This is a genomic window from Micromonospora hortensis (genome assembly GCF_022230935.1).
Lineage (GTDB): Bacteria > Actinomycetota > Actinomycetes > Mycobacteriales > Micromonosporaceae > Micromonospora > Micromonospora hortensis.
In genome coordinates this window covers 17336-41447 of sequence record NZ_JAKKFE010000040.1, presented here as the reverse complement: position 1 = coordinate 41447, position 24112 = coordinate 17336, and the positions used below count along the sequence as shown (strand labels likewise).

20 protein-coding genes and 1 riboswitch are annotated in these 24112 nt (G+C 72.7%); of the genes, 13 read left to right on the top strand and 7 right to left on the bottom strand.

The features are described 5' to 3' along the window. Positions 1-32: 32 nt before the first annotated feature. Complete coding sequence (locus NIE111_RS25200) at positions 33-1025, bottom strand: helix-turn-helix transcriptional regulator (protein WP_238686812.1); 993 nt, start codon at positions 1023-1025, stop codon at positions 33-35. Positions 1026-1192: 167 nt separating this feature from the next. Here NIE111_RS25200 and lanL point away from each other — a divergent pair, with 167 nt between their 5' ends. Genes lanL through NIE111_RS32465 form a run of 4 tightly spaced genes read left to right on the top strand, consistent with a single transcriptional unit; the run spans position 1193 to position 4448 of the window. Continuing rightward, the gene (gene lanL, locus NIE111_RS25195) at positions 1193-3952 is read left to right on the top strand and encodes a class IV lanthionine synthetase LanL (RefSeq protein ID WP_308193747.1); all 2760 of its coding nucleotides are present in this window, start codon (positions 1193-1195) and stop codon (positions 3950-3952) included. Beyond that, a complete protein-coding gene (locus NIE111_RS25190; protein ID WP_238686811.1) occupies positions 3949-4140 on the top strand; it encodes a hypothetical protein in 192 nt (63 codons plus the stop codon). The genes lanL and NIE111_RS25190 overlap by 4 nt, the downstream gene beginning before the upstream one ends. Before the next feature lie 10 nt (positions 4141-4150). Then, complete coding sequence (locus tag NIE111_RS25185) at positions 4151-4303, top strand: hypothetical protein (RefSeq protein WP_238686810.1); 153 nt, start codon at positions 4151-4153, stop codon at positions 4301-4303. Positions 4304-4313: 10 nt separating this feature from the next. Further along, a complete protein-coding gene (locus tag NIE111_RS32465; RefSeq protein ID WP_353962154.1) occupies positions 4314-4448 on the top strand; it encodes an ALQxL family class IV lanthipeptide in 135 nt (44 codons plus the stop codon). 87 nt (positions 4449-4535) lie between these two features. Here the strand turns inward: NIE111_RS32465 and NIE111_RS25180 are convergent, their stop codons facing one another. Further along, on the bottom strand, positions 4536-4850 hold the full coding sequence (locus tag NIE111_RS25180) for a DMT family transporter (RefSeq protein ID WP_238686809.1): 315 nt from the start codon (positions 4848-4850) through the stop codon (positions 4536-4538). A 60-nt stretch (positions 4851-4910) separates the two neighbouring features. Next, positions 4911-4981: riboswitch (guanidine-III (ykkC-III) riboswitch) on the bottom strand. A gap of 92 nt (positions 4982-5073) precedes the next feature. Here NIE111_RS25180 and NIE111_RS25175 point away from each other — a divergent pair. The 7 genes from NIE111_RS25175 to pspM all read left to right on the top strand — a co-directional run bounded on the left by NIE111_RS25175 (position 5074) and on the right by pspM (position 11537). Continuing rightward, the gene (locus NIE111_RS25175) at positions 5074-5997 is read left to right on the top strand and encodes an ornithine cyclodeaminase family protein (RefSeq protein WP_238686808.1); all 924 of its coding nucleotides are present in this window, start codon (positions 5074-5076) and stop codon (positions 5995-5997) included. 80 nt (positions 5998-6077) lie between these two features. After that, the gene (gene rimO, locus NIE111_RS25170) at positions 6078-7586 is read left to right on the top strand and encodes a 30S ribosomal protein S12 methylthiotransferase RimO (protein WP_238686807.1); all 1509 of its coding nucleotides are present in this window, start codon (positions 6078-6080) and stop codon (positions 7584-7586) included. Between the two features lie 77 nt (positions 7587-7663). Next, a complete protein-coding gene (gene pgsA / locus NIE111_RS25165) occupies positions 7664-8254 on the top strand; it encodes a CDP-diacylglycerol--glycerol-3-phosphate 3-phosphatidyltransferase (protein WP_238686806.1) in 591 nt (196 codons plus the stop codon). A 236-nt stretch (positions 8255-8490) separates the two neighbouring features. Further along, positions 8491-9000 carry a CinA family protein gene (locus NIE111_RS25160; protein WP_238681857.1) on the top strand — a complete coding sequence of 170 codons (510 nt, stop codon included), beginning with the start codon at positions 8491-8493 and terminating at the stop codon, positions 8998-9000. 221 nt (positions 9001-9221) lie between these two features. Next, positions 9222-9656: a helix-turn-helix domain-containing protein gene (locus tag NIE111_RS25155; RefSeq protein WP_238686805.1), complete on the top strand. Its 435-nt coding sequence runs from the start codon at positions 9222-9224 to the stop codon at positions 9654-9656. Between the two features lie 198 nt (positions 9657-9854). Continuing rightward, complete coding sequence (locus tag NIE111_RS25150) at positions 9855-10727, top strand: PspA/IM30 family protein (RefSeq protein ID WP_238686804.1); 873 nt, start codon at positions 9855-9857, stop codon at positions 10725-10727. Positions 10728-10751: 24 nt separating this feature from the next. Further along, positions 10752-11537, top strand: a complete 786-nt coding sequence (gene pspM / locus NIE111_RS25145; protein ID WP_238686803.1) for a phage shock envelope stress response protein PspM — start codon at positions 10752-10754, stop codon at positions 11535-11537. 68 nt (positions 11538-11605) lie between these two features. Here pspM and NIE111_RS25140 read toward each other — a convergent pair whose 3' ends face one another. Then, positions 11606-15217: a hypothetical protein gene (locus NIE111_RS25140; protein WP_238686802.1), complete on the bottom strand. Its 3612-nt coding sequence runs from the start codon at positions 15215-15217 to the stop codon at positions 11606-11608. A 165-nt stretch (positions 15218-15382) separates the two neighbouring features. After that, complete coding sequence (locus NIE111_RS25135) at positions 15383-16192, bottom strand: DNA-formamidopyrimidine glycosylase family protein (RefSeq protein ID WP_238686801.1); 810 nt, start codon at positions 16190-16192, stop codon at positions 15383-15385. A 109-nt stretch (positions 16193-16301) separates the two neighbouring features. Here NIE111_RS25135 and NIE111_RS25130 point away from each other — a divergent pair, with 109 nt between their 5' ends. Next, on the top strand, positions 16302-17564 hold the full coding sequence (locus tag NIE111_RS25130; RefSeq protein ID WP_238686800.1) for a DUF8814 domain-containing protein: 1263 nt from the start codon (positions 16302-16304) through the stop codon (positions 17562-17564). 33 nt (positions 17565-17597) lie between these two features. Here NIE111_RS25130 and NIE111_RS25125 read toward each other — a convergent pair whose 3' ends face one another. Together NIE111_RS25125 and NIE111_RS25120 are read right to left on the bottom strand one after the other, a co-directional pair. Further along, complete coding sequence (locus NIE111_RS25125; RefSeq protein ID WP_091400463.1) at positions 17598-17819, bottom strand: CPCC family cysteine-rich protein; 222 nt, start codon at positions 17817-17819, stop codon at positions 17598-17600. Between the two features lie 46 nt (positions 17820-17865). Continuing rightward, a complete protein-coding gene (locus tag NIE111_RS25120; protein WP_238686799.1) occupies positions 17866-18666 on the bottom strand; it encodes an SAM hydrolase/SAM-dependent halogenase family protein in 801 nt (266 codons plus the stop codon). A gap of 101 nt (positions 18667-18767) precedes the next feature. Here NIE111_RS25120 and NIE111_RS25115 point away from each other — a divergent pair, with 101 nt between their 5' ends. Beyond that, positions 18768-19325 (top strand): hypothetical protein, encoded by a 558-nt coding sequence (locus NIE111_RS25115; protein WP_238686798.1) that lies wholly within the window; start codon positions 18768-18770, stop codon positions 19323-19325. Positions 19326-19437: 112 nt separating this feature from the next. Here the strand turns inward: NIE111_RS25115 and NIE111_RS25110 are convergent, their stop codons facing one another. Then, positions 19438-24108 (bottom strand): Lhr family helicase, encoded by a 4671-nt coding sequence (locus NIE111_RS25110; protein WP_238686797.1) that lies wholly within the window; start codon positions 24106-24108, stop codon positions 19438-19440. Positions 24109-24112 lie beyond the last annotated feature (4 nt).

Here is a 24112-nt window from a genome sequence, read left to right as displayed (position 1 = left end):
GGAAGCCCGTCCGGACCGCCCCGCAACAGGACCTAGATCCATCCGCGCCGTTCTGCCTCGACCCCGGCGGCAAAGCGGGTGTCAGCGGACAGAAGCTCCATGACGGTGGCGATGTGCCGCCGTACGGTGCGGGTGCTCATCCCGGTGCGTCGGGCTATGCCCTGGTCCTTGTGCCCGTACGACATCAGCAGAAGAACGTCCCGCTGCGCCTGACTGAGGGGGCCGATCTGGCTGTCGCCCGGGGGGATCGGTCGGGCCCACTGCCAGAGCAACTCGAAGTAGTGCCGGAGCGCTCTGGCGAGCGGCTGCGAGCGCACCAGGAGGAAGCTCTTGTGTTCGCTGGTCACGAGCGGCACCATGGCGGCGGTTTCGTCGACGAGTTTGAGCTCGATGGGCACTCGCGCCAACGCCCGAGCCTCGCCGTCCGGCTGCGTGGACGCGATCGGCACGGGTTCCGCCCGGTCGACCAACCTGGCGTCGAAGATGATCCGGCTGCGAACCTGGCGGCGGGCGGCCTCGACCTCCGGGTGGCGAACGCTGGACATGATCACGCCCGTGGCGTCGTTTACCGTCACCATCGAATCCCGAACAGCGGTGTTGCCCAGTCCGATCGCGGAGTCGAGGATCTCGTCGTCCTCGGCGAGCACCCGGAGTACCCGGTTGCCACCGTGACTTCCGGTGTCCGAGAGGCTGTTCTGTTGCAGGTCGCGCAGGCGATGGTGACCGTCGAGGAGGGCCTGATGCTGGTGAGCCAGGTCATCTTGCAGGTGCAGTAGCGCGCATTCCAGGGCGATCACAGGTTCCACCGCTCGCAGCTCCGGCTCGCCGGCGTGCGTCTGCCGGTAGGCGAGCCCGCGGTCGACAAGTTCCTGAACGGCTTCCTCCTCTCTGCCGGCGGTGTACTCATCGACGGGTACCGCGCCCCGCTCGAGCAGGTCGGAATAATGTTCCACGACTTGATCCGGGACGAGACTGCGGAGTATGTCGCCGCTTGTCCCTTGGCTCCCTTGCGTCAGCTTGCCCATCTCTTGCCCCCGTTCCCCGTTGTACTTGTTCCGCGATTCGCGCGCCGGTGGATATACCCGGTGAGAAGTTGCCACTGGCAGATCGAACCTTATCCACACGTGCCCCCTCCCGTAGCGTTCGAAACACCCGATGAACACAGGTCAGGTGGACACCGACGGGAGACGAGATGAACGAACTGTCGGATTTGAGACGCTCGGTTGAGTCATTCCCCGTGGACGATGCGTTTCTCGCCGCGCTGCACGCCGCAATGCACAAAGTCGCGCTCGAAGAGTGGCAGTTGCATTCGAGCGAACCGTGGTGCTATGTGGATCCTCCGGCGCACAATCGACGTGCCCAGGGCTGGAAGCTGCACGTCTCGACCACGACCGGACTAGCGGCGGAAACCCTGGAAAGAGTCGCCGTCGTGTTGTTGGCAGAGCACGCCGCCTTCAAGTTCGCCCGGACCCCGGCACTCGTCGAGGACCTGAACTCGCCGCGCTGCCCACGGGGTGGTAGCGGAAAGTTCATCACCGTCTACCCGGAGGATGACAATCACTTCCGCCGGCTCGCCGAGGCGCTGCACAAGGCGACGGAGGGACTGGTTGGCCCAGCGGTGCTGTCGGACCGGCCGTACCGCCCGGGAGGGGTGGTCTACTACCGCTACGGCGGCTTCATGCGCAACGACATTCTCAGCAGCGACGGCAGTTACATCCCGATGCTGGTGGCACCGGACGGGACGTGGGTGCAGGACGCCCGGGAGGCATGGTTCAGTCCGCCGGAGTGGGCGCCGCCCCCCTTTCCGGACATGCCCACGGCGAAGCCGCCCGAGCAGCGAGGTGGGCCCGTGCGGCTGGCGGACCGGTACGTCGTCCGGGCCGCGATTCGGCACTCGAACCGGGGCGGCGTCTACCGCGCCGAGGACACCGCGGCGGACGGCACGACGGTGATCCTCAAGCAGGCCCGGCCGCATGTGGGCGGGGGACCCAGCGGCGAGAACGCCCAGCGCCGGCTCCAGCACGAAGCGAGGATGCTGGATCTTTTCGAGCCGCACGGATTCACCCCCCGCAAGCTCGCGACGTTCGAGCAGAGTGGGCACCTCTTCCTGGCACAGGAGGAAGTGCTCGGCGAGCCGTTGCGCCAGTGGGTCGAGCAGCACTCCCGGCGGAACGACGACGGCCTCGTGCCGTTGGACGCTGTGCTGTCGGTGGCCCGGCAGTTGATCGAGGTCGTCCGGGTCGTGCACGCTTCCGGGCTGGTGCTGCGTGACCTCTCACCGGGCAACGTCATGGTCGAGGAGGACGGCCGGGTCCGGCTCATCGACGTCGAGTATTTCGCGGCGCCCGGCGACGAGGCACCTCGGGTCTTCACGCCCGGGTACGCCGCGCCCGAGGTGATGACCGCGCCCATGTGGGGTCCGGCTGCCGACTTCGCTGCCGATCTGTACAGCCTCGGCGCGGTGTTGCTCTACCTGTCCACGTGCCTGGAGCCGTACATGCAGGCCGACGACGCGCCACGCCGGCCGGTGGACGGCCGGGTCGCCGAGATGATCGCTGTCGCACTGCCACAGAGCGCCGCGGTACGCGTCCTCGCCCCGGCGATCGTGGGACTGATGACCGATCGGCCGGCCGACCGGTGGTCGGTGTCGCGGGTGGTCGACCACCTCGACGAGAAGCGACCCACCCCTGCGGACGTGACGGTGCCGGCGCCGGCGGGTCGGGTGACGCCGCAACGGATCGACCGGATGCTGGATGACGGCACCGACTACATCCTCGATGTCATGACCCCGGACCAGCAGCACCTGTGGCCGCCGCTCGAGGTCCAGGGCATGACGAACGACCCGTGCAACGTGCAGGCCGGAGCTGGAGGCGTCGTCGCCTACCTGGCCCGAGCAGCGGGTACACCGGCGAACGCGGACCTGCGCCCCGGACTCGGTGTCGCGGCTCGCTGGCTCGCTCGTCGCCTGCCCGAGGAACGGCGAGTCCTGCCCGGGCTCTACTTTGGGCGTTCCGGCGCGGTCTGGGGGCTGCACGAGGCGGCACTGGCCCTGGACGACCACGACCTCGCCGCGCAGGCGGTCCGCTTCGCCAAGCGTGCTCCGGTCCGCTGGCCCAATCCCGACCTCACCCATGGCACCGCTGGCGTTGGCATGACTCAACTGCGCTTCTGGGCCGTCACCGGTGACCCGGACTTCAAACAACGCGCCAAGGCCGCGGCGGACTGGCTCGCCGACGCCGTCGTGACCGGCCCGGACGGGGTGCAGTGGATGGTTCCGGAGTCGAGCGATTCGGCGCTGGCGGGTCTGACCCACTACGGGTACGCACACGGCGTGGCCGGTATCTGCCACTTCCTTCTCCTGGCCGGTCGCGCGTTCGACGACGAGCGGTATCTGGAGCTGGCGCGTTCCGGTGGTGACCTGCTCGCCTCGGCGGCGGTCTGGGAGGGCGGCGCCGCACTCTGGCCCAGTGGTGACGCGGAGAAGCAGAAGGCCGGCGTGGACACGGCCATCAGCTGGTGGTGTAGCGGGTCTGCCGGTGTCGGCGCCTTCCTCCTCCGGTTGTGGCAGGCGACCGGTGATCCGCGCTACCGGGAGCTGGTGCAGGGCGCGGGTGTGGCCCTGCGGCGTGACAAGTGGTTCATGACAACAGTTGCGTGCCACGGCTTGGCGAGCAATGGCGAGCTTCTGCTCGACATGGCCGAGGCCTTCGACGATCCCACCTATCGGCACTGGGCCGAGGAAACCGCCGCCTGTATCGCTGTCCGCAACGTATATCAGCGCGGACGCATGGTTGTCCCGGGTGAAAGTGGCCGGGGGGTAAGTATCGGGTACAACGTCGGACTCGCCGGGGTGCTCGCATTCCTGCACCGCCTCAAGAATGGTGGCCAGCGAATGTGGATGCTTGACGGTCTGCTGTCCGACGGCGTTACTGCGAAAGGAGGTGAGAAATGAGCACCGAACTGCTTGAGAGGGAGATTGTCACGGACGACGTCCAGGCGCTTCAGGAGTTGACCGAGGCGGACCCGTCCATCGGCATTCTCGCGGAAGGCTGTTGCTGCGCCGGCACCCTGCCGTGGAGCGGCGCGACCTGCGCGTTGTCGTGGGTCACCTGCGGAACGTGTACCAACACCGACAACTGAGGGAGGCGACATGAGTCGTTTCGAGTGGCCCGATCAGGCCATTGAACTCGAAATCATGGAGCGGATGCCCGAGGACGCTCTCTCGAATCTGCGGGCCGCTGCCGGCTGCTGTGACCCGTGGCTGTCCGTGGTGACCTGTTTCGGCTGCACGATCTCCAGATAGGGGTGATGCTGTGAGTTGTGACGTGGACGCTCTGCAGGAGTTGCCAGAGTCCATGACTGATGCCAGGGCCGAGGGCTGCTGCGTCGCGGGTTCCTTCATCACCTGCGACACCTGCACGTTCCTCTGTAGCGCGAACAGCACCTGACGCTGAAAACGGGACGGGCCGCCGGTGACGACCGGCGGCCCGTTCGTGCTGGTGCGAAGCCGGTCTCATGTCTTGTCGTCGATCGCCTCAGTGGAAGATCTTGAGACCGATCACGCCCGTCACCACCAGCAACAGGCAGAGGATTCGGGGCAGGCTCGCCGACTCGCCGAGCGCCAGCATCCCGACCAGCGCCGTGCCGACCGCGCCGATGCCGACCCACACCGCGTAGCCGGTGCCGACGGGGATGTCCCGGAGCGCGTACGACAGCCCGGCCATGCTCAGCAGCAGGGTCACCACGAACACCACTGACGGGACCAGCCGGCTGAAACCGGCGCTGCGGTCCAGGGCGATCGCCCAGGCCGTCTCCAACAGTCCCGAGATCACCAGTACGAGCCAGGCCATCGTTCACCTCACCGGGAGCGCCCGGGCTGTCGCGCCGGGACGAGTCGAGTCTGCACGTCACGCGGGGCGTCTTGGCCTGACCGGGTACGCCCACCACTCGTCCGGAGCGGCCACGAGGATCCGGCCGCCGGAGCCGACGCTAGCACCGACCCCGGTGGCGGGGCGGTGACCACCACCACGGTCCGTTGACCTCTACCTGACTTCAACGTGCAGTATCGCCACCATGACCATGCTGTACGCCGACCCCGAGGTCGCCGCCGCGCTGGACGCCGCCACCACGGTCGACGCCATGCGCGCCGCCCTCCTGGCCGCGTACGAGGGACGCCTGATCGCGCCGCCCCGGGCCGCCGCACCGCTGAGCGGCGGGCGGATGGTGCTGACCGCCGGGCAGCTGGTCGACGAGTGGTACGGCTTCCGCTCCTACGACACCTTCGGTCACCCGCAGGGCGAGCAGTTGGTGGTGCTGCACGACGCCCGGACCGGGGCGATCCGGGCGGTCGCGGTCGGCGAGGAGTTGGGCTCCCGTCGTACCGGAGGGTTGGGGGGCGTCGCTGTCGACGCGCTGGCGCGTCCCGACGCCGCCAGCCTCGGGGTGATCGGTTCCGGCCGGCAGGCGTGGACCCAGGTCTGGGCCGCCGCCGCGGTCCGCCCGTTGCGCGAGGTGGTGGTGCACAGCCGCTCCACCGCTCGCCGGGAGGCCTTCGCCGCCCGGGTCCGTGCCGAACTGGGCGTGCCGGCCCGTGCGGTGGCAGATCCGGGCTCGGCCGTCGCCGGGCGGGACCTGGTGGTGCTGGCGACCACCAGCCCGACCCCGGTGCTCCGCGCCGCCGACCTCAGCCCCGGCACGCACGTCAACGCCGTCGGTTTCAAGCAGCGCGACCGCAGCGAGTTCGGCACCGACCTGCTGGACACCGCCGACCTGCTGGTCACCGATTCACCGGCCCAGGCGGCGGACTACCAGCCGCCGATGCTCGCGGCCACACCCCCGTACGCCGGGCGGTTGCGCGACCTGGGCGGCATCCTGGCCGGCGCGGTCCCCGGCCGGACCACAGCGGACCAGATCTCGGTCTTCTGCTCCACCGGCCTGGCCGGCACCGAGGTGTTCCTCCTCGACGCGCTCACCCGGGTTGGCGCCGAGGCGCGCTGACCGGAATGACGTTCGCCTCCGTGTCGACCGTCCCCGCAGCCCGCGTGCGTGGGGTTACCCGGCCGGCCCGGTACCCTCGGATGGTGTCTGCCACCTCTCCTTCTCCCGCTGACCACGCCGAGGGCCGTCGCGTCGCCCTGCTGACCCTGGGCTGTGCCCGCAACGAGGTCGACTCGGAGGAGCTGGCCGCCCGCCTGCACGCCGACGGCTGGCAGGTGACCACCGACGGCGAAGGCGCCGACGTGGTGGTCGTCAACACCTGCGGTTTCGTGGAGAAGGCCAAGCAGGACTCGATCCAGACCCTGCTCGCCGCCGCCGGAACCGGCGCCAAGGTGGTCGCCGCGGGCTGCATGGCCGAGCGGTACGGCCGGGAGTTGGCCGACAGCCTCCCCGAGGCCCAGGCGGTGCTGAGCTTCGACGACTACCCCGACATCGCCGCCCGGCTGAACGCCGTCGTCGCCGGCGAGCAGATCACCGCGCACACCCCACGGGACCGTCGCGAGCTGCTGCCGCTGACCCCGGTGCAGCGCCGCGACAGCACGGTGTCGCTTCCCGGCCACGGCACCGTGACCCGCACCGTCGTCGACACCGACGAGCACACCCCGGCGCACCTGCGCCAGGTGCTGCGTCGGCGGCTCGACACCGGCCCGGTGGCCTCGCTGAAGCTGGCCAGCGGCTGCGACCGCCGCTGCGCGTTCTGTGCCATCCCGGCCTTCCGGGGGGCGTTCGTCTCGCGTACGCCGGACGAGCTGCTCGCCGAGGCGGAGTGGCTGGCCAAGACCGGCGTACGGGAGTTGGTGCTGGTCAGCGAAAACTCCACCTCGTACGGCAAGGATCTCGGTGACCCCCGCGCGTTGGAGAAGCTGCTGCCGCAGCTCGCCGCGGTGACCGGCATCGTCCGGGTGCGGGCCAGCTACCTCCAGCCGGCCGAGACCCGGCCCGGGCTGGTCGAGGCGATCGCCACCACCCCGGGCGTGGCACCGTACTTCGACCTGTCGTTCCAGCACTCCAGCGAGCCGGTGCTGCGCCGGATGCGACGTTTCGGCTCCACCGACCGGTTCCTGGAGCTGCTGGCCGGTGCCCGCGCCCTTGCTCCGGACGCGGGCGCCCGGAGCAACTTCATCGTCGGTTTCCCCGGCGAGACCCGCGCCGACGTCGACGAGCTGGTCCGGTTCCTGACCGAGGCCCGGCTCGACGCGATCGGCATGTTCGACTACAGCGACGAGGACGGCACCGAGGCCGCCGGCCTGCCCGGCAAGGTCTCCGCCGCGACGATCAAGCGCCGATACGACCGGCTCAGCGCCCTCGCCGACGAGCTCTGCTCGCAGCGGGCCGAGGACCGGCTCGGCTCGACTGTCGAGGTGCTCGTCGACTCGATCGAGGACGGCGTCGTGGAGGGCCGGGCGGCGCACCAGGCGCCGGAGGTGGACGGTTCCACCACCCTGGTCGCCCCGGCCGAGGGCGGGGTCGACCTGGCCGCGCTGCGCCCGGGCGATCTGGTACGCGCAACGGTGACCGGCACCGAAGGGGTGGACCTGCTCGCCGTGCCGGATGAGATGATCTCGGCGGCGCCCGGCGCGGCACGGTGACGGTGGGCCCGAGCGGAGCGGGGGACCCAGGTGGTGCGGTGCCGGGAACGCCACGGCGGCCCGAGCGGAGTGCGGCGGTGACCGGGGCGACGGAGTCGACGCCGGCCCGGGTGGTGGCCGTGGTGCCCGTCGTCAACGCGGCCAACGCGTTGACCGCGCTGCGGTTGGTGCTGGTGCCGGTCTTCGCCGCCTCGGTGATCATGTCGGGGATGACCCACGCCGGTTGGCGGATGGCGGCCTGCCTGATCTTCGCGGTGGCCTCGGCGACCGACCTGGTGGACGGCTGGATCGCCCGCCGCTTCGGGCTGGTCACCTCGGTGGGCAAGGTGGCCGACCCGATCGCCGACAAGGCGCTGACCGGCGCGGCGCTGGTCCTGCTCTCCTGGTACGACCAACTGCCCTGGTGGGTGACGGCGCTGATTCTCGTCCGCGAGCTGGGCATCACCGGGCTGCGGTTCTGGGTGATCCGGCACGGCGTCATCGCCGCCAGCCGGGGCGGCAAGGTCAAGACCGCGCTTCAGATCCTCGCCATCGCCTGGTACCTCTGGCCGATGCCGGCCGCGCTCGCCGCCGTCGGCCCCTGGATCATGGCGGCCGCCGTCCTGGTCACGGTCGCCACCGGCTTCGACTACATAGCCCAAGCCCTTCGCCTCCGCCGCCCCCGCTGACCCATCTCTCCCCCCGGCCTCCGGCCCTCTCCCCCCGTTGATCATGAGGTTATCGCCAGTCGGGGCGGCGTGTCGCGACGCTAACTTCATGATCGACGCGATTGGGTCGAGGGGTGGGGCAGGGGCAGGGAGTTGGGTTGGGGACTGGTGGGCGGGGAAGGACTGGTTGGGTGTCGGTGAACGGTGGCGGGGCGGGCGGTGCTGGGGTGAGTGGTCCTGGGGCGAGTGGTGCCGGGGTGAATGGCGCCGAGGTGGACGGTGCCGAGGTGGGCAGCGCGGCGGCTGCGGTCGTGCACCGGCTGGCCGAGCGGCACGAGACCCTGGCCACCGTCGAATCGCTCACCGGCGGGTCGCTGGCCGCTTCGATAGTGAACATCGCCGGGGTCAGCGGGGTCTACCGGGGTGGCCTCGTTGTCTACGCCACCGAGTTGAAGGCGACCTTGGCTGGCGTACCGGATGACCTGCTGTCCGAGCGAGGCCCGGTGGACCCGGAGGTGGCGGCGGCGCTCGCCGAGGGCGGCCGGCAGCGGTGCGGCGCGGACTGGGGACTGGCCACCACCGGGGTCGCCGGCCCGGAGCCGCAGGACGGGAAACCGGTCGGCCTGGTCTACGTCGCGGTCGCCGGCCCGAACGGCGGCGAGGTCCGCCAGCTCGACCTGGGCAGCGGGCGCGACCACGTCCGCGCGGGCGCGGTGGTCGAGGCGCTGCGATTGCTCGCCGAGCGGCTGGCCGCCGCGAACTCATGAACGCCAGGGGCCGAAGCGGTCAGAGCCACCCAAGCCGACGCCACACGGGCGGCGGCGCGCCCCGGTGAGCCCGTCCCGGCGAACCGACGGGCGGGGCGGGATGTCGCCCGGGCCCGCAACGGGTACGGTTGCGGGAAGGCTCCGACGTTCGGGGTCGGCGCGGTCCGCCGCGGCCGGCCGCCCCAGCGGCGGGCGCGAGGTATCCCTCAGGGGGAGGTGCGATGATCCTGCTACGCCGGGTGATCGGTGACGCACTGCGAGCGCGCCGGCAGGGCCAGCAGCGCACGCTGCGTGAGGTCTCCACCGCCGCCAACGTCAGCCTCGGCTACCTCTCCGAGATCGAACGCGGGCACAAGGAACCGTCGAGCGAGCTGCTCGCCGCGATCTGCGACGCCCTCGGCGCCCGCCTCTCCGAGCTGCTTCTTGAGGTGAGCGACACAGTGGCGCTCGCCGAGCAGATGCCGGGGGTGCTCGTCTCGATGCAGGACGAGCCGGCCGACGCCGCAGCCAAGAACGCCAACCGGGGTGTTCGCCAGGTGACCTCCGACGGCAAGGTCGCTGTGTCGGTCCGCCAGGACTCGCCGCTCAAGGCCACACTGCGCAGCACCCGGGTCCGCCCGAACGAGCGCGACCGGGACGTGGTCTGCGCGGCCTGAGCCGCCGATCCGGTTGACCATGGGCGGGCTGGCCCCGGCCAAGTAGGGTTGCTCGCAGGAGCCGCCGGTGCTGTCGACCGCCCGGTACGGATGCCTCATTGGCGTTCGGCTGGGACGATGGAGACCGGCCGGTCATGGTCGGTCGGTTGAGCCGGCCCGGCCGTGGTGGAGCGACGCTACTGAGGGGATACCGCGGAGATGGCGAACCCGTTCGTCAAGGGTTGGAACTACCTGATGGCGCTCTTCGGTGCGAAGATCGACGAGCACGCCGACCCCAAGGTGCAGATCCAGCAGGCCATCGAGGATGCCCAGCGGCAGCACCAGGCGCTGGTTCAGCAGGCGGCCGCGGTGATCGGCAACCAGCGTCAGCTGGAGATGAAGCTGTCTCGGCAGATGACCGAGGTCGAGCGGTTGCAGGGCAACGCGCGGCAGGCCCTGGTGCTCTCCGACCAGGCCCGGGCCAAGGGCGACGAGGCCGAGGCGGTGCGGTTCGAGCAGTCCGCGCAGACCCTGGCCAGCCAGCTCGTCTCCGCCGAGCAGGCCACCGAGGACCTGAAGACCCTGCACGACCAGGCGCTGGGCGCCGCCGCCCAGGCCCGCCGAGCAGTCGAGAACAACTCGATGATCCTCCAGCAGAAGCTCGCCGAGCGCACGAAGCTGCTCAGCCAACTGGAGCAGGCCAAGATGCAGGAGACGGTGGCCCGCTCGCTGGAGTCGATGTCGTCGTTGACCGCGCCCACCAACACCCCGTCGCTCGACGAGGTGCGCGACCGGATCGAGCGGCGGTACGCCACAGCGATGGGTCGCGCCGAACTGGCCGGCAACTCCGTCGAGGGCCGTATGTTGGAAATTCAGAAGGCCACTATCGACTCGGCTGGCTCCGCCCGGCTGGAGCAGATCCGCTCCAGCATGGCGGGCGAGCAGCTCGGCGGCGCGGCGCAGCGACCGGCGGTGCCGCAGGCCGAGAAGACCGGCCCGGCCAACGATCCGACGGCCGCCGCCCGGTTGGACGAGCTGCGCGCCAGCATGGCTCGCGAGCGCGGCACCGGCGACCCGACCGCCGCCGGCTGAACGACCGGATCGAGGGGGGTCACTGTGGCAGACGAGCGGACACGGTACTTCCGGAGGCTGGGTCGGCTTCGCCGGTCGGCCCGACGGTGGAGCGTGCTGGCCGGTGGGCTCGGCGGCGCTGCGGTGGTGCTGACTCCGTACGCCGGCCTTGGTCTGCCCGACGCGGCCTGGGCCGGCGCCGCGGGCAGCGCGGTGGCGCTCGCCGCCTGGCGCTGGATCGACGTACGCGCCCTGGCCGCCCAGCCGGCGCCCCCCGCGCTCGACCCGGCCGAGGCGGCGGCCCGGTCGCGGGCCCGGTTGATCGCAGCCGTCGAGCGGCTGCCGGTCGGCCCCGGCGTGCTGGCCGAGGTGCGCCGGGTCCGCTCCCGGATCGCGCTGCGCGGTACCAGCGCCGGAGAGCAGTGGGCCCGACTGGACCGGGCGGCGCTCACCCTGGCCGGGATGGCCCCCCGGCTCACCGGGCTGGCCGAGCCGGCGGTGCTGGAGGCCGCCGCCGCCGACCGCTCGCTGCGCGAGCTGGCCGCGCGGGTGGCCAGCGTCGAACGCGCGCTGCGGCTGGCCCCGGTCGACGCCCGGCCGCCGCTGGCCGAGGCGCACGCCGCGCTGACCGCTCAACTGGAGGGCGGGGTGGCGGCGTACGAACGGCTGGTGGTCGCCGCCGCCGGCTACCTGGCCGAGGACTCCCGACCGGAGACCGCCCACCCGGCCGCCGACCGGCTCACCGAGGCGACCGACCTGCTGCACGGGGTCGCCGGGGCGCTTGCCGAACTGCGGGCCGTCGGCACCCCGCTGCGCGCGCCGACGCGCTGACGGCGCACCCGCCGAGACACCGCGCCGACGGCGGGAGCGTCGCGACCGCAGCGCGGACGCCGGGTCGGTCACTGTGGTGTCGTCACCACTACCGTCCCGGTGTACGGCGAGGTACCCACGACGTTGAACGACCGGATCCGGTAGTGGTACGTGACGCCCCGGGTCAGCCCGGTGTTGGTGAAGCCGCGGCCGGTGACAGTGAAGGTGGCCGCCTCGTGCTCGAAGGCCGGGTCGAGCGCCCGCTGCACGATGAACCCGGACCCCGGACCGCCGGGTGTGCTCGCCTCCCAGGCCAGGACCACCGTCGCGGTGTCCGGCCCGGGTGCGCTGGCGGCGGCGCTCACCCCGCTGGGGGTCCCCGGCGCGGGTGGCGAGGTCACAGTGGCGACAGTCGACCACGCCGAGGCGGATCCCAGGTAGGTGGTCCGCACCCGGTAGTAGTAGGTGGTGTCCGGTGCCACCGTGGCGTCCAGGTGGTTGTCGCCGACCCCGATCGCCGTGGTGCCCGGGCCGCTGGTGAACGTCGGGTTGGTGGCCCGTTGCACGTCGATGCCGGTGGCGAACGAGCGGTTCGTCCAGCGCAGCGCCACGCGCAGCGGCGCGGCCGGCGGGAGCGTCGCGACCAGACCGCTCGGCGCGGCCAGGTGCACCGAGGCGGGTACCCCGTTCGACCAGGACGAGTAGCTGGCCGCGTTCTCCGCCCGGATCCGGTAGTGGTAGGTCACCCCGGGGGTGACCGTCGCGTCGGTGTAGCGGGTGGCGGCGGCCGCGACGGTGATCGTGGTGACCTCGCCGCCGAAGGTCGCGTCGGTGGCCCGTTGCAGCAGGTGGCTGGTGGCGGGCGGTCGTCCGCCGTTGCTGGTCCAGGCCAGCGCGATCGCGGGTAGCGCGGTGGCCGAGCCGGGCACCGGTGTGGCGGTCAGCCCGGTCGGTGCCTTCGGCGCCACCCGCAGCACCAGCGGCCGGCTCATTCCGCCGTCGCGGTGGCCGGCGAGCTGACTGTGCCAGCGGTACTCCCAGCCCAGGTTGACCAGTTGGTTGACCACTGTGGCCGGTCGACCGTCGATCGGGCTGACCGGCGTCGATCCGGTCCGCGCTCCGGCCGGGCGACAGGGGTCGAGCAGCCGGACGCTGTCTCCCAGCTTGAACGGCAGCACCGGCGCGACCGGGCGCAGCGCCACCACCACGTCCTCCCGGGGGTTGACCCGGATGATCCCCTTCCAGCCCAGCTCCGTGCCGTGCGGGAGTCGCAGGGTGCCGTCCCAGCCGACGCGGTTGATCACTTGCACGTCGCAGCCGGCGACGTGCAACGGCTCGGTCTGCCGGACGTCGCCGCTGATCCGCCAGAGTTGCGTGCCGTCGGTGGGGGAGCCCACCGGCACGGCGAGGTCGGTGGCGAAGAGCACCTCGGTGACCGGGTCGGTAGCAGCGAGCGGCAGCGTTGTCGGTTTGCACGGCCCGGCGTGTGGGTGCCCGACGCCGAGCCGGCCCGCCGACCGGCCGTGGTCCGGCTCGAAGATCTGCCGTACGGCCTTCACAGCGATCGGGACTGTCACCGGGCCGGTGCCGGCCGTCGGCGTGAACGTCACTGTGGTGGCGTGCACCGGCACCGTCGTCTGCGCCGGGGTCCGGGTGCCGAACGCCGGGTCGTACGCCGGCTGCGGGACGATCGGTGGGCGCTGGCTGGCCGCGTACGCCAGGGGCAGCCGTTCGCGCAGCCGGCTCAGGTCGTACGGCGACTCGGGCGTTCCGGTGACCCGGAACTGGAGCACCGTGCGGGTGTTCGGGCCGTACCCCGGTTCGGTCTGAGGAGGGCCGCCCTCGGCGCTGCGGTCCGGGGCGTCGGTGTGCTGGTCGTAGCGACTGTCGAAGCCGGGCAGCGGGGCCGGAGCATCGTTGTACAGGATCAGCGTGCTGCCCGGCGGCACGGAGGAGAAGTCGACGAGCACGTCGGCCCGTTCGCCCGGGGCGAGCAGCACCGTGTGTCCGTCGACGTTCAGCACCGTCGGGTCGAGCCGGTCGTAGCGGTAGCGGATCGGTTGGTTCGGCAGCACCACCGGCGCCGGCAGGAGGCCGGCCTCGTTGCCGATCTGGATGAACTCCGGGCCGGCGGCGCGCGGGTCCGGGACACCGCCGTCGCGTCCGTCGGCCGGCCACCCCGCCGGACGGTCCGCGGCTCGGGCGGCGGGCACCATCGGCACCTCACCGGCGTCGGCGTCGGCGAGCGCCCCGTCGGCCGTCCACATCGGCGCGTCGGAGCAGGCGCGGTAGAGCTGGAGGTTGAGGCTACGGTCCAGGCAGGCGTTGAGGATGCGGAACCGGTACGCGCGCGGCCGCACCTCCAGGTACGGATAGGCGACGCCGTTGACGAGCGGGGTGTCGCCGTACGCCTCGGGAACGGCCGACGGGTGCGGTACGCCGGGGCTCAGCGGCGGCTCGTCCGGCGCGCCGACCGGGTCGTGGTACGGGTTCGCCACCCAGCCGTCGGTGCGGGCGTCGTCCGCGTCGGAGGTGCGGGACCAGGGTCCGTAGTCCCACCGGCCGGTGGGGTTGCGTCCGCCGGAGGAGTACGGGTTCTGCCGGGGCTGGTAGACGTGCGGGTGCCAGAGGCTGCCCCGGGCGCCCCAGCGTTCCCGGTCCCAGGTCGGGTCCTCGGCGGCGAGTTGGGTGTCGTCCGGAACGAACGTCTTGTCCTCGATCACCAACGGCACCTGGTCGGCCGGGAGCACCGCGTCGGCGACGAGCTGGTCCTCGGCCGGGTCGGTGAGCAGGTAGAGCGCGAGCTGTCCGCCGTAGACGGTGAGCCGGGCCAGACCGAGGGTGTTGTCGTGCAACCACAGCAGCCGGCCGCTCTGCTCGTTCGGAAAGTAGAGCGTGGTGGCGCCGGCGCCGGGCGCCGGCATGTCCGGCACGTGGGCCAGGCCGGGCCCGGTCGGGTACGGGGTGATCTCGCCGGCGGGGGTGATCCACTGCCCCGGGTTGCCCGCGCTGGTCCAGCCGGTCTGCGCCCCGGCCAGGTGCAGTACGGCCCGGTTCTGCGGGTACGGCGCCGGTCCGTCCAGTGGGCCCAGGCCGGCCCCCTCGATGGTCTCGTCGACCGGCAGAAACAGCTCGCCGGACCGACCGGTGGGGAGCTGGTTGATGAACTTCACCCGGACCGGTCGACCCCTACGGGCGCGGATCATCGGCCCGAGGTGCCACTGCCGCTCCGGAGGCGCCACAGTGTTGTGTCCGGCCGGGTCGGTGCCCAGGTTGAGTTGCCGGTAGCCGCGCAGCCGGGTGACCGGCAGGTCCCGGTGCAGGCGCTGGGCGTACTCCTGTAGGCCGATCTCGTAGTAGTCGCAGCCCGGGTAGCTGATGGTGTCCGGCACCGCCACCGGTAGGCGGCTGCCGAGGTCGCCGTTGCCCGGTTGGCCCGGGAGGGGCAGTGGGTCGACGAACTTGCGCAGCCCGGTCCCGGCCACCACCTGCCCGTCGGGGCCCCGTGTCGGGCGAGGGCTGTGGGCGAAGTTCGGCACCGGGCCGAAGTAGCGGGGCACGACGGCCGGGTCCAGGCTCGACGTGACAACGGCCTCCTCGGCGGTACGGGGGGCCGGCACGGACGCCGCCCCGCCGTCGGCGTCGGCGTCGCGGGTGGTCCGCTCGAAGAAGGTGGAGCGGAGTCTGCGGAACATCGCCATGACTCTCCCCGGTTCGGGGCGCGAGGTCCGCCACCCCGGCGTGGAGGACCTCGGCACTCTGCTGACGGTCGGTGAGCGCTCAACCGCAGCATGCGACTCCGACGGCCGGTTAGGAATTACCCAATCGTCCGTTTCTGCCATGGATCCCGTCTGGCGAGAGCCTGGTCAGCCGGATCTCGGCGGGCCCGGACGCTCGGGCTGGCAGACCGGGCACCAGTAGGTGACCCGTTCGCCCAGTTCCTCCTTGCGGATCGCGGTGCCGCAGCGGCGGCAGGGCTGGGCGCGGCGGCCGTACACGTAGCTGGTCTGCCCCCGGTGCAGTGAGCCGGTGCTGCTCTGCGTCCATCGGCCCCGGTTGGCGGCGAGCAGTCGCTGCGCGAGGGCCACCAGGCCTGGCAGGTCGGGCACTCCGCCCACCGGGGTCCACGGTGACACGCCCCGCAGGAACAGCACCTCGCACTTGTAGAGGTTGCCCACACCGGCCAGGTTGCGCTGGTCGAGCAGCGCCTCGCCGATGGTCTGCTCCGAGTGGTCGGCGAGCCGACGGACCGCCTCGGCCGGGTCCCAGTCGGCGCCGAGCAGGTCGGGGCCGAGGTGGCCGACCAGCTGGTCCTCCTCGACGGTTGGCACCAGCGTCAGATCGTGCAGGTGGTAGCCGACCGCGACAGCGCCGGGGCTGCGCAGCACCACCCGGATCAGGTGCGCGGGCCGGCCGCTCCAGCGTTCCCCCGGGGCGTACGCCCGCCAGGCGCCGTCCATCCGCAGGTGGGAGTGCAGGGTCCAGTGCTCCTCGGTCGGGGCGTTGAGCCGCAGCAGCAGGTGCTTGCCCCGGCTGGCCGACTCGCGGACGGTCCAGTCGGTGAGGTCCGTGGTCGCCAGTTGCGGCACCCGGAAGTCACTGCCGGTGATCCGCGCGCCGGCCAGCGCGCGGTGCAGCACGCGCGCGGTGTTCCAGACGGTGTCGCCTTCGGGCACCCTGCCATCCTCCCTCTGTCGAGCAAGATTCGCATGTGTCGCTATTTGTACTCAGGTTCCTCATGATCTCCTGACATGCGAAGGTCAGGGGGTTCTGAGGAGAATGCCCATGACGCGACCCTCTTGTCGTATCCCATCCGTCGCCCTCATCGCCACCCTCGCCCTCCTGCTCACCACAGCGCTCCTACCCGCGACCGGTCCTGCCCCGGCCGCACCCAGCGGCGCTCCGATCACCCTCGTCGCCGCCGCACCCGGCGGCGAACTGTGGAGCGCCGACCTCACCATCGTCGACAGCGACGATGTCAACGTCCGGCGTACCGCCGCCGGCCTCCGCCTGCGGGAGGCCCGGTCCAATGAGCGCGGCGTCCGCAGCCCGCACAGCGCGGTCGCCGAGGGGATGCTGCTGACCGCGCCCCGCACCCTCGCCCGGCCAGCCACCCGGGTCCGCGCCGAGATCAACGCCGCGGTTCCGGCCGGGGCGACAGTGGAGGCGCAGGTCCGCGGCTGGAGGGCCGCCGGCTGGACGGAGTGGCGGGCGGCCACCGTCGGGGCGGTCTTCGACCGGCCGGTCACCCGGGTGCAGACCCGGGTGGTGCTCACCGCCCCGAACGGCGGCGCCACGGCGACCGTCCGGGGCGTGCGGCTCACCGCCGACGCGAACGCCGCCGTCTCCGCCGCCACACCCGGCCGCACCTATCGGGTGTACGCCACCCGCATCGGGCTGGTCGGTGAGCTGACCGCCAACGGCCGTACCGTGCAACCCCGGGACCACTTCGCGGCGCTGCCGTCGCGGCGAGGGCTCTCCCCGCTCAACACCGGCGACTACACGGTGCGGGTCTGCACCACCAGCGGCTCCCGATGCGAGTACGCCCCGGTCTGGGACGTCGGGCCGTGGAACACCCGCGACGACTACTGGAACCCTTCGTCGGTCCGGGAGAACTGGAAGAACCTGCCGCAGGGTCGGCCCGAGGCGCAGGCGGCGTACCAGTCCGGCTACAACGGCGGACGGGACCAGTTCGGGCGCACCGTGCTCAACCCGGCCGGCATCGACCTTGCCGACGGCACGTTCTGGGACGGGTTGCGGCTGACCACCAACGCCTGGGTGGACGTTGCCTACCTGTGGACCGGAGGCGGGCCGCGCGGCGTGGTCGGTGACGGGCCGCTCAACATCCGCACCGGGGCCAGCACGTCGTACGCGACGCGTGGCCTCGCCGCCCGGCTGGCCCACGTGCCGATCCAGTGCTACGTCACCGGTCAGTCGGTCGCCGGCCCCTACCGGACCACCACCCGCTGGAACCGTCTGGCCAGTGGCCAGTACGTCAGCCACGCGTACATCTCCAGCGTGTACGGCGGCAGCGTGCCGGTCTGCTGAGCAACGCTCACCCCGTCGGGCGCTCCGTCAACGTCAGGGGCGCTCGTCGGGGCGAGCCGTGCGCACCATGTCCTGGTAGCGCGGGTGGCTGGCACCGTAGACGGCGTAGTTGAGACGGGCGTGCGTGAGGCTCAGATCGCCGTTGGGACCGCCCCGGACGGCGTCGGCGTCGGCGTCGGTCTGGCCGTCGTCGGTCCAGAAACAGACGGGGCAGGTCCCCCCGCCGGTCCGGGATGCACAGCAGGGACAGCCCACAGGAACCACATGCTCACCCACCGGAGAAGCATTCCACAGTCGAACATCAGCCCGATACCCGCAGGAGGTCCCCCGGGGAGGCCGCAAGGAGGTCCGCGGCCCGCCCGCCGTTGACAGCGACGGCGACCAGACCGGCCGAATCGACGTACGCCACCAGGCCACCGGCCGGGGCGTCGCCGAAGGTCCGCCCGCGCACCGCCACCAGGGCCGGCGTCGGCCCCGGCGGGCCCACCCGGAGCGTGGCCGGCAGCGGATCGAGCAGCTCGGCCGGCGCGGCCAGTTGGACGTTGCCGAAGTGGTCCACTGTCAGCACCTCGGCGGTGAAGCCCTCGGCGTCCCGGGCCAGCGTCGGCGTCGGAAGTCGCACCAGCCCGGCCGGGTCGACGGGCGGGCCCGCGTCGGCCAGCGGCGCGCCGAGCGCCAGCCGGGCCGCCACCGGTGCGAAGACGTCGCGGCCGTGGAACGTGTGGGACACCCGGGAGGCCAGCCAGCCCGACCCGGTCAGTTCGACCGCGTCGGTCACCCCACCGAGCGCGGTGGCCGCGTCCAGCAGCAATCCGTTGTCCGGTCCGACCAGCAACCCGCCCGGGGTGGCCAGCGCGACCCCCCGTCGAGCGGTGCCCACGCCCGGATCGACCACCGCCACGTGCACTCCCACCGGCAGATACGGCACGGTCTGCGCCAGCACGGCGGCACCCCGCCGGACATCCGCCGGCGGCACCAGATGGGTCACGTCGATCACCCGGGCGGCCGGCGCGATCCGGGCGACGACCCCGTGGCAGGCGGCCACGAAGCCGTCGGTGAGGCCGTAGTCGGTGGTCAGCGAGATCCAGGGCACTGCGGACATGCCCGCACGCTAGTAGAACCGCGGCGTGCTGGCGGATACGGGACAGCGCAGTGGCCGACCGGCCCCTCCCGCCGCCGGAGGACGTTGGGCAGACTGCCCTGGTGACAACTCGGAACCTCCCCGCAGTCGGAATCCTGCTGGTCGCCGTCGCCCTCAGCGCCGGTTGTGGCAGTGACGACGACGGCAGCCCGACCGCGACCCCATCCGTCTCATCCGAGGCGGCCCCGACCGGCCTGCCGACGCCCCAAGCCGCACCCAGCGCCGACGGCGCGACCCCGCCCTCCGCCTCCGCACAGGGCACGACGCAGCGACGGCCGGCGAGCCCGCCGCCGGTGGTGCTGCCGAAGCGCCCGGCCAGTGCGCCCGGCGCGAAACAGGTCGTCGACGCTTTCCGGGCCGCCGGCCTGAAGGTGCCGCGCCCGAAGGACCGCTCGGTCGACTGCGGGCCGGACGGCCTCGGCCTGGGCTGTTCCGAGCTGATGGCCACCGACGCCGTCACTGTCTACGTCTTCCCGGACGAGACCAGCGCCAGCGACATCGCGGAGACCTGGGGTGGTCAGTCGTACCGGCGTGGCGCTGTGGTGCTGAACTACCTGGAGGCAAAGACCCCGGCCGCCGACCGGCCACGCTACGAGAAGGTCCTCAACGGCCTGGGCTGATGTGCCAGCGTGGCCCAAGCATGTCGTTCTCTTGACCGTGATGTCTGTGAGTCATCGTGATGACTCACAGACATCAGGCTCTCTGCCGGATTGCCCTCGGCGGGCCCTGGCGTCAGCCGCGCAGGCGCAGGCCGCGGGGGGTAGCCCGGAAGCCGGCGGCGGTCAACGCGTCCCGCAGCGGCGACGAGTGCACCGCCTCACCGTCGGCCCGTTCCACCGACATCGCGCCCAACGCCCCGGAGTGGACGGCGTCGGCGAGCGCCTTGCCGGCCGCGGCGAGCGTGTCGGTGTCGTCGGTGAAGGAGAGCAACGTCCGGCCGCCGCGTTCGACGTAGAGGACGAGGTCACCGCCGACCTGCACCACCAGGGCGCCCGCCTTGCGGCCGGCCCGGTGCCCGGTCGCCGGGGTGGCACCGTCGCCGGAGTCGATCACCCGTTCCGGCCAGGGCAGCGCCGCGCCGTACGGGTTGGCCGGGTCCGTCGCGGCGAGCACCGTGGCCACCGCGCCCCGACCCCGGGCGCCGTCGGTCGGCTCGGCCAGCGCGCGCAGCCTGTCCACCGCACCGGGTACGGCGAACTGCGCCGCCCCGAGCCCTTCGACGAAGTAACCCCGGCGGGCCGCGCCGCGCTCCTCCAGCGCCGACAACACCGGGTAGACCGCCGAGAACCCGCCGACCACCTGCTCGGCCATCACCGCGCCCCGGGTGACCACCCCGTGCCGCTCCAGCAGCAGGTCGGCGAGCGTGGCGGCGCGTCGGGTCGGGTCGAGGTCCCGCTCCGGGAGACGCGACCACCGGCCGGCGACGGTCGGCGGGCCACCCCGGGTCGGCAGCGCCACCCGACCGGGCCGCCGGTAACGGGTGCGGGGCGCTGACGGCCGGGAGCGGTGCGCGCCGCCGGCGCCGAGCACCGCGCGCAGCGGGGCGAGGGTGTCGTTGCTGAGGTGCCCGGCCCAGACCAGGTCCCAGATCACCCCGGTCAACGCGGCGTCGTCGGTCGAGCCGACCCGGTCGGCCAGCGGGCGGAAGAAGAGCGCCTGCCCGTCGCCGAGCGCGTCGAGCACCGCGTCGTGCAGCGGGGTACGGGTCAACGCCTCGTCCGGGGGTGGAAGCAGCAGCGGCGCGGCGTCCGCGTACGCCAGGGTGACCCACCCGTCGCCCCCGGAGATCGCGCCCGACCCGGCCCAGAGCACCTCCCCGCTGGCGCACAGCTCGTCGAGCTGGGCGGGGGAGTAGTCCGCGACCCGAGCGGGCAGCACCAACCGCTCCAGCGCGGACGCCGGCACCGCGGTGCCCTGCAACTGCTCCACAGTGGCGGCGAGCGCCTCCACACCTCGGGCGGACGAACCGACCTGCTGCCAACGTGGCAGGAACGTCGCCAGCGCCCGGGGCGGCACCGGCTCGATCTCCCGGCGCAGCGCGGCGAGGGAGCGGCGGCGCAGCATCCGCAGCACCTCGGCGTCGCACCACTGGGCGCCGGCCGAATCCGGGGTGAACTCCCCGGAGACCACCCGACCGGTGGCGCCGAGCCGGCGCAGCGCCTGCTCGACGACGAACACCCCGAGCCCGAACCGGGCCGCGCAGCTGGCCGCGGCGAACGGCCCGTGGGTGCGGGCGTAGCGGGCCACCAGGTCACCGAGCGGATCGGCCACCGGGGCGAGGTACGCCTCGGCCACCCCCATCGGCAGCGCCACGCCGAGGGCGTCACGCAGGCGGGCGGCGTCCTCGACGCCCACCCAGCGCTGCTCGCCCGCGATCCGGACCCGCAACACCCGGCGGGTGGCCTCCAGCTCGCTGAGCCACGTCTCCGGCACACCCCGCTCGGTCAACTCGGTGTCGCTCAGGTCACCGAGCACCCGCAGCAGCTCGACGACGTCCTCGGCGTCGCGGGGGCGGCGCTGATCGGTCAGCCACCGCAGTTGCCGGTCGGTCTCGGTGAGCACCGCCGGGTCGAGCAACTCCCGCAGGTCGACCCGGCCGAGCAGCTCGCCGAGGAGCGTGGAGTCGAGGGCGAGGGCAGCGGCGCGGCGCTCGGCCAGGGGGGCGTCGCCCTCGTAGAGGAACGCGCCGACGTAGCCGAAGAGCAGCGACCGCGCGAACGGCGACGGCGCGCTGGTCTCCACCTCGACCAGCCGCACCTTGCGGGTGGCCAGGTCGCGCATCAACCCGGCCAGCGCCGGCTGGTCGAAGACGTCCTGGAGGCACTCCCGGGCGGCCTCCAGGGTGACCGGGAAGTCCGCGTACTCGCGGGCGACGTCGAGCAGTTGCGCGGCGCGTTGTCGTTGCTGCCAGAGCGGTTGGCGGCGGCGCGGGTCGCGGCGCGGCAGCAGCAGGGACCGGGCGGCGCACTCCCGGAAACGGGCGGCGAAGAGGGCGGAGGTGCCTACCGACTCTTCCACGAGCTGGGTGATCTCGTCGGGCTCGAAGACCACCACGTCGGCGCCGGGCGGCTCGTCGGCGGTGTCCGGAAGTCGCACCACTATGCCGTCGTCGGACGGCATCACCTGGGCGTCGACCCCGTACCGCTCGGCCAGCCGGCGGCCCACAGCGAGGGCCCAGGGTCCATTGACCCGGGCACCGAGCACGCTGTGCACGGCCAGCCGCCAGTCACCCAGCTCGTCGCGGAACCGCTCGACCACCACCGTGCGGTCGTCGGGCAACGAGCGGGTGGCTTCCCGCTGCTCGCGCAGGTAGGCCATCAGGTTGCCGGCGGCCCAGTCGTCCAGCCCTCCGTCACGCAGCGCGGCCAGGGCCGCCTCGTCGGTCTGGCGCAGCAGGGTGCGTACCCGGGCGCCGATGGCCCGGCCCAGCTCCACCGGCCGACCCAGCTGGTCGCCCTTCCAGAACGGCATGCGCGCGGCCTGCCCCGGCGCGGGCGAGACCAGCACCCGGTCCGGAGTGATCTCCTCGATCCGCCAGGAGGACGAGCCGAGCAGGAAGACGTCGCCGACCCGGGACTCGTAGACCATCTCCTCGTCCAGCTCGCCGACCCGGGCGGCCCGTTCGGCGCCGGCCAGGAACACGCCGAACAGGCCCCGGTCGGGGATCGTCCCGCCGCTGGTCACCGCGAGGCGCTGCGCTCCCTGGCGGCCGGTGAGCAGGTCGGTGGCCCGGTCCCAGACCAGTCGGGGGCGCAGCTCGGCGAACGCCGTGGACGGGTAGCGGCCGGAGAGCATGTCGAGCACGGCGTGCAGCGCCGAGTCGGGCAGCTCGGCGAAGGGCGCGGCCCGGCGGACCAGCACTGCCAGATCGCCCAGCGGCCACGGCTCCAGCGCCACCATCGCGACGATCTGCTGGGCCAGCACGTCCAGTGGGTTGCGCGGGTAGTGCAGCTCCTCGATCGCGCCGGCGGTCATCCGCTCGGCGACCACCGCGCAGGAGAGCAGGTCACCGCGATGCTTGGGGAAGACCACCCCCCGCGAGACCGCGCCCACCTGGTGCCCGGCCCGGCCGACGCGTTGCAGGCCGGCGGCCACGCTGGGCGGCGCCTCGATCTGCACCACCAGGTCGACAGCGCCCATGTCGATGCCCAGCTCCAGGCTGGAGGTGGCCACCACCGCCGGGAGCTGACCGGACTTGAGCGCCTCCTCGATGTGCTTGCGCTCCTCCCGGGAGACGCTGCCGTGGTGGGCGCGGGCGATCACGGGCGCCGCGCCGGTGGCCGCGCCGGACTGGGCCATCACCTCGGCCGGCGGCCGGTTGCGCAGCGGACCGGCGGGGCCACCCCAACGCCGCGCGCCGGATGCCGGGCCGTCGTCGCCCGCCGGGTCGTCGCCGGCCGGCAACCCCTCCGGTACGCCGATCGCGCCCTCGCCCGCCGCGGATGCGGCCACCGCCTCGGCGGCCAGCTCGTTGAGCCTTGCGCAGAGGCGCTCGGCACTGCGCCGGGAGTTGGTGAAGACGATCGTCGAGCGGTGCTGCCCGATGAGGGTGAAGACCCGCTCCTCCACGGCCGGCCAGATCGACGCCCGACGTGGCCCGGGCCCGCCGAGGTCGTCCTCCGGTGGCTGCTCCTGCTCGTCGAGGCGGGTCATGTCCTCCACCGGGACCTCCACGCTGACCTCGATGGTCTTAGGGGTGGCCGGCTGCACCACGTCGACCGGGCGGGCGCCGCCGAGGAAGTGCGCACAGGCGTCGATCGGCCGGACGGTGGCCGAGAGGCCGATGCGCTGCGCCGGGGCGGGCAGCAGCTCGTCGAGGCGTTCGAGGGAGAGCGCGAGGTGGGCGCCGCGTTTGCTGCCGGCCACCGCGTGCACCTCGTCGACGATCACCGTCTGGACGCCGCGCAGCGAGTCCCGAGCCGCGGAGGTGAGCAGCAGGAACAGCGACTCGGGTGTGGTGATGAGGATGTCGGGTGGGGTGCGGGCGAAGGCTCGTCGCTCGTCGGCGGGCGTGTCGCCGGTGCGCATGCCGACGGTGATGTCGGGCGGTGCGACGCCCAGCCGGGTGGCCGCCTGCCGGATGCCGGCCAGCGGGGCGCGCAGGTTGCGCTCGACGTCGACGGCGAGGGCCTTGAGCGGGCTGACGTAGAGCACGCGGCATCGCTGGCGGGCCTCGGCCGGTGCTGGCTCGCGGGCGAGCCGGTCCAGCGACCAGAGGAAGGCCGCGAGTGTCTTGCCCGAGCCGGTGGGCGCCACCACGAGCGCGTTGCGGCCGGCGGCGACCGACCGCCAGGCGCCGGTCTGCGCGGCGGTCGGGGCGGCGAAGGCGTTGTCGAACCAGGCGCGGGTGGCCGGGCCGAACCCGGCCAGCACCGCACCGGCGTCTGCTTCTGCCCCGGTCACCGGT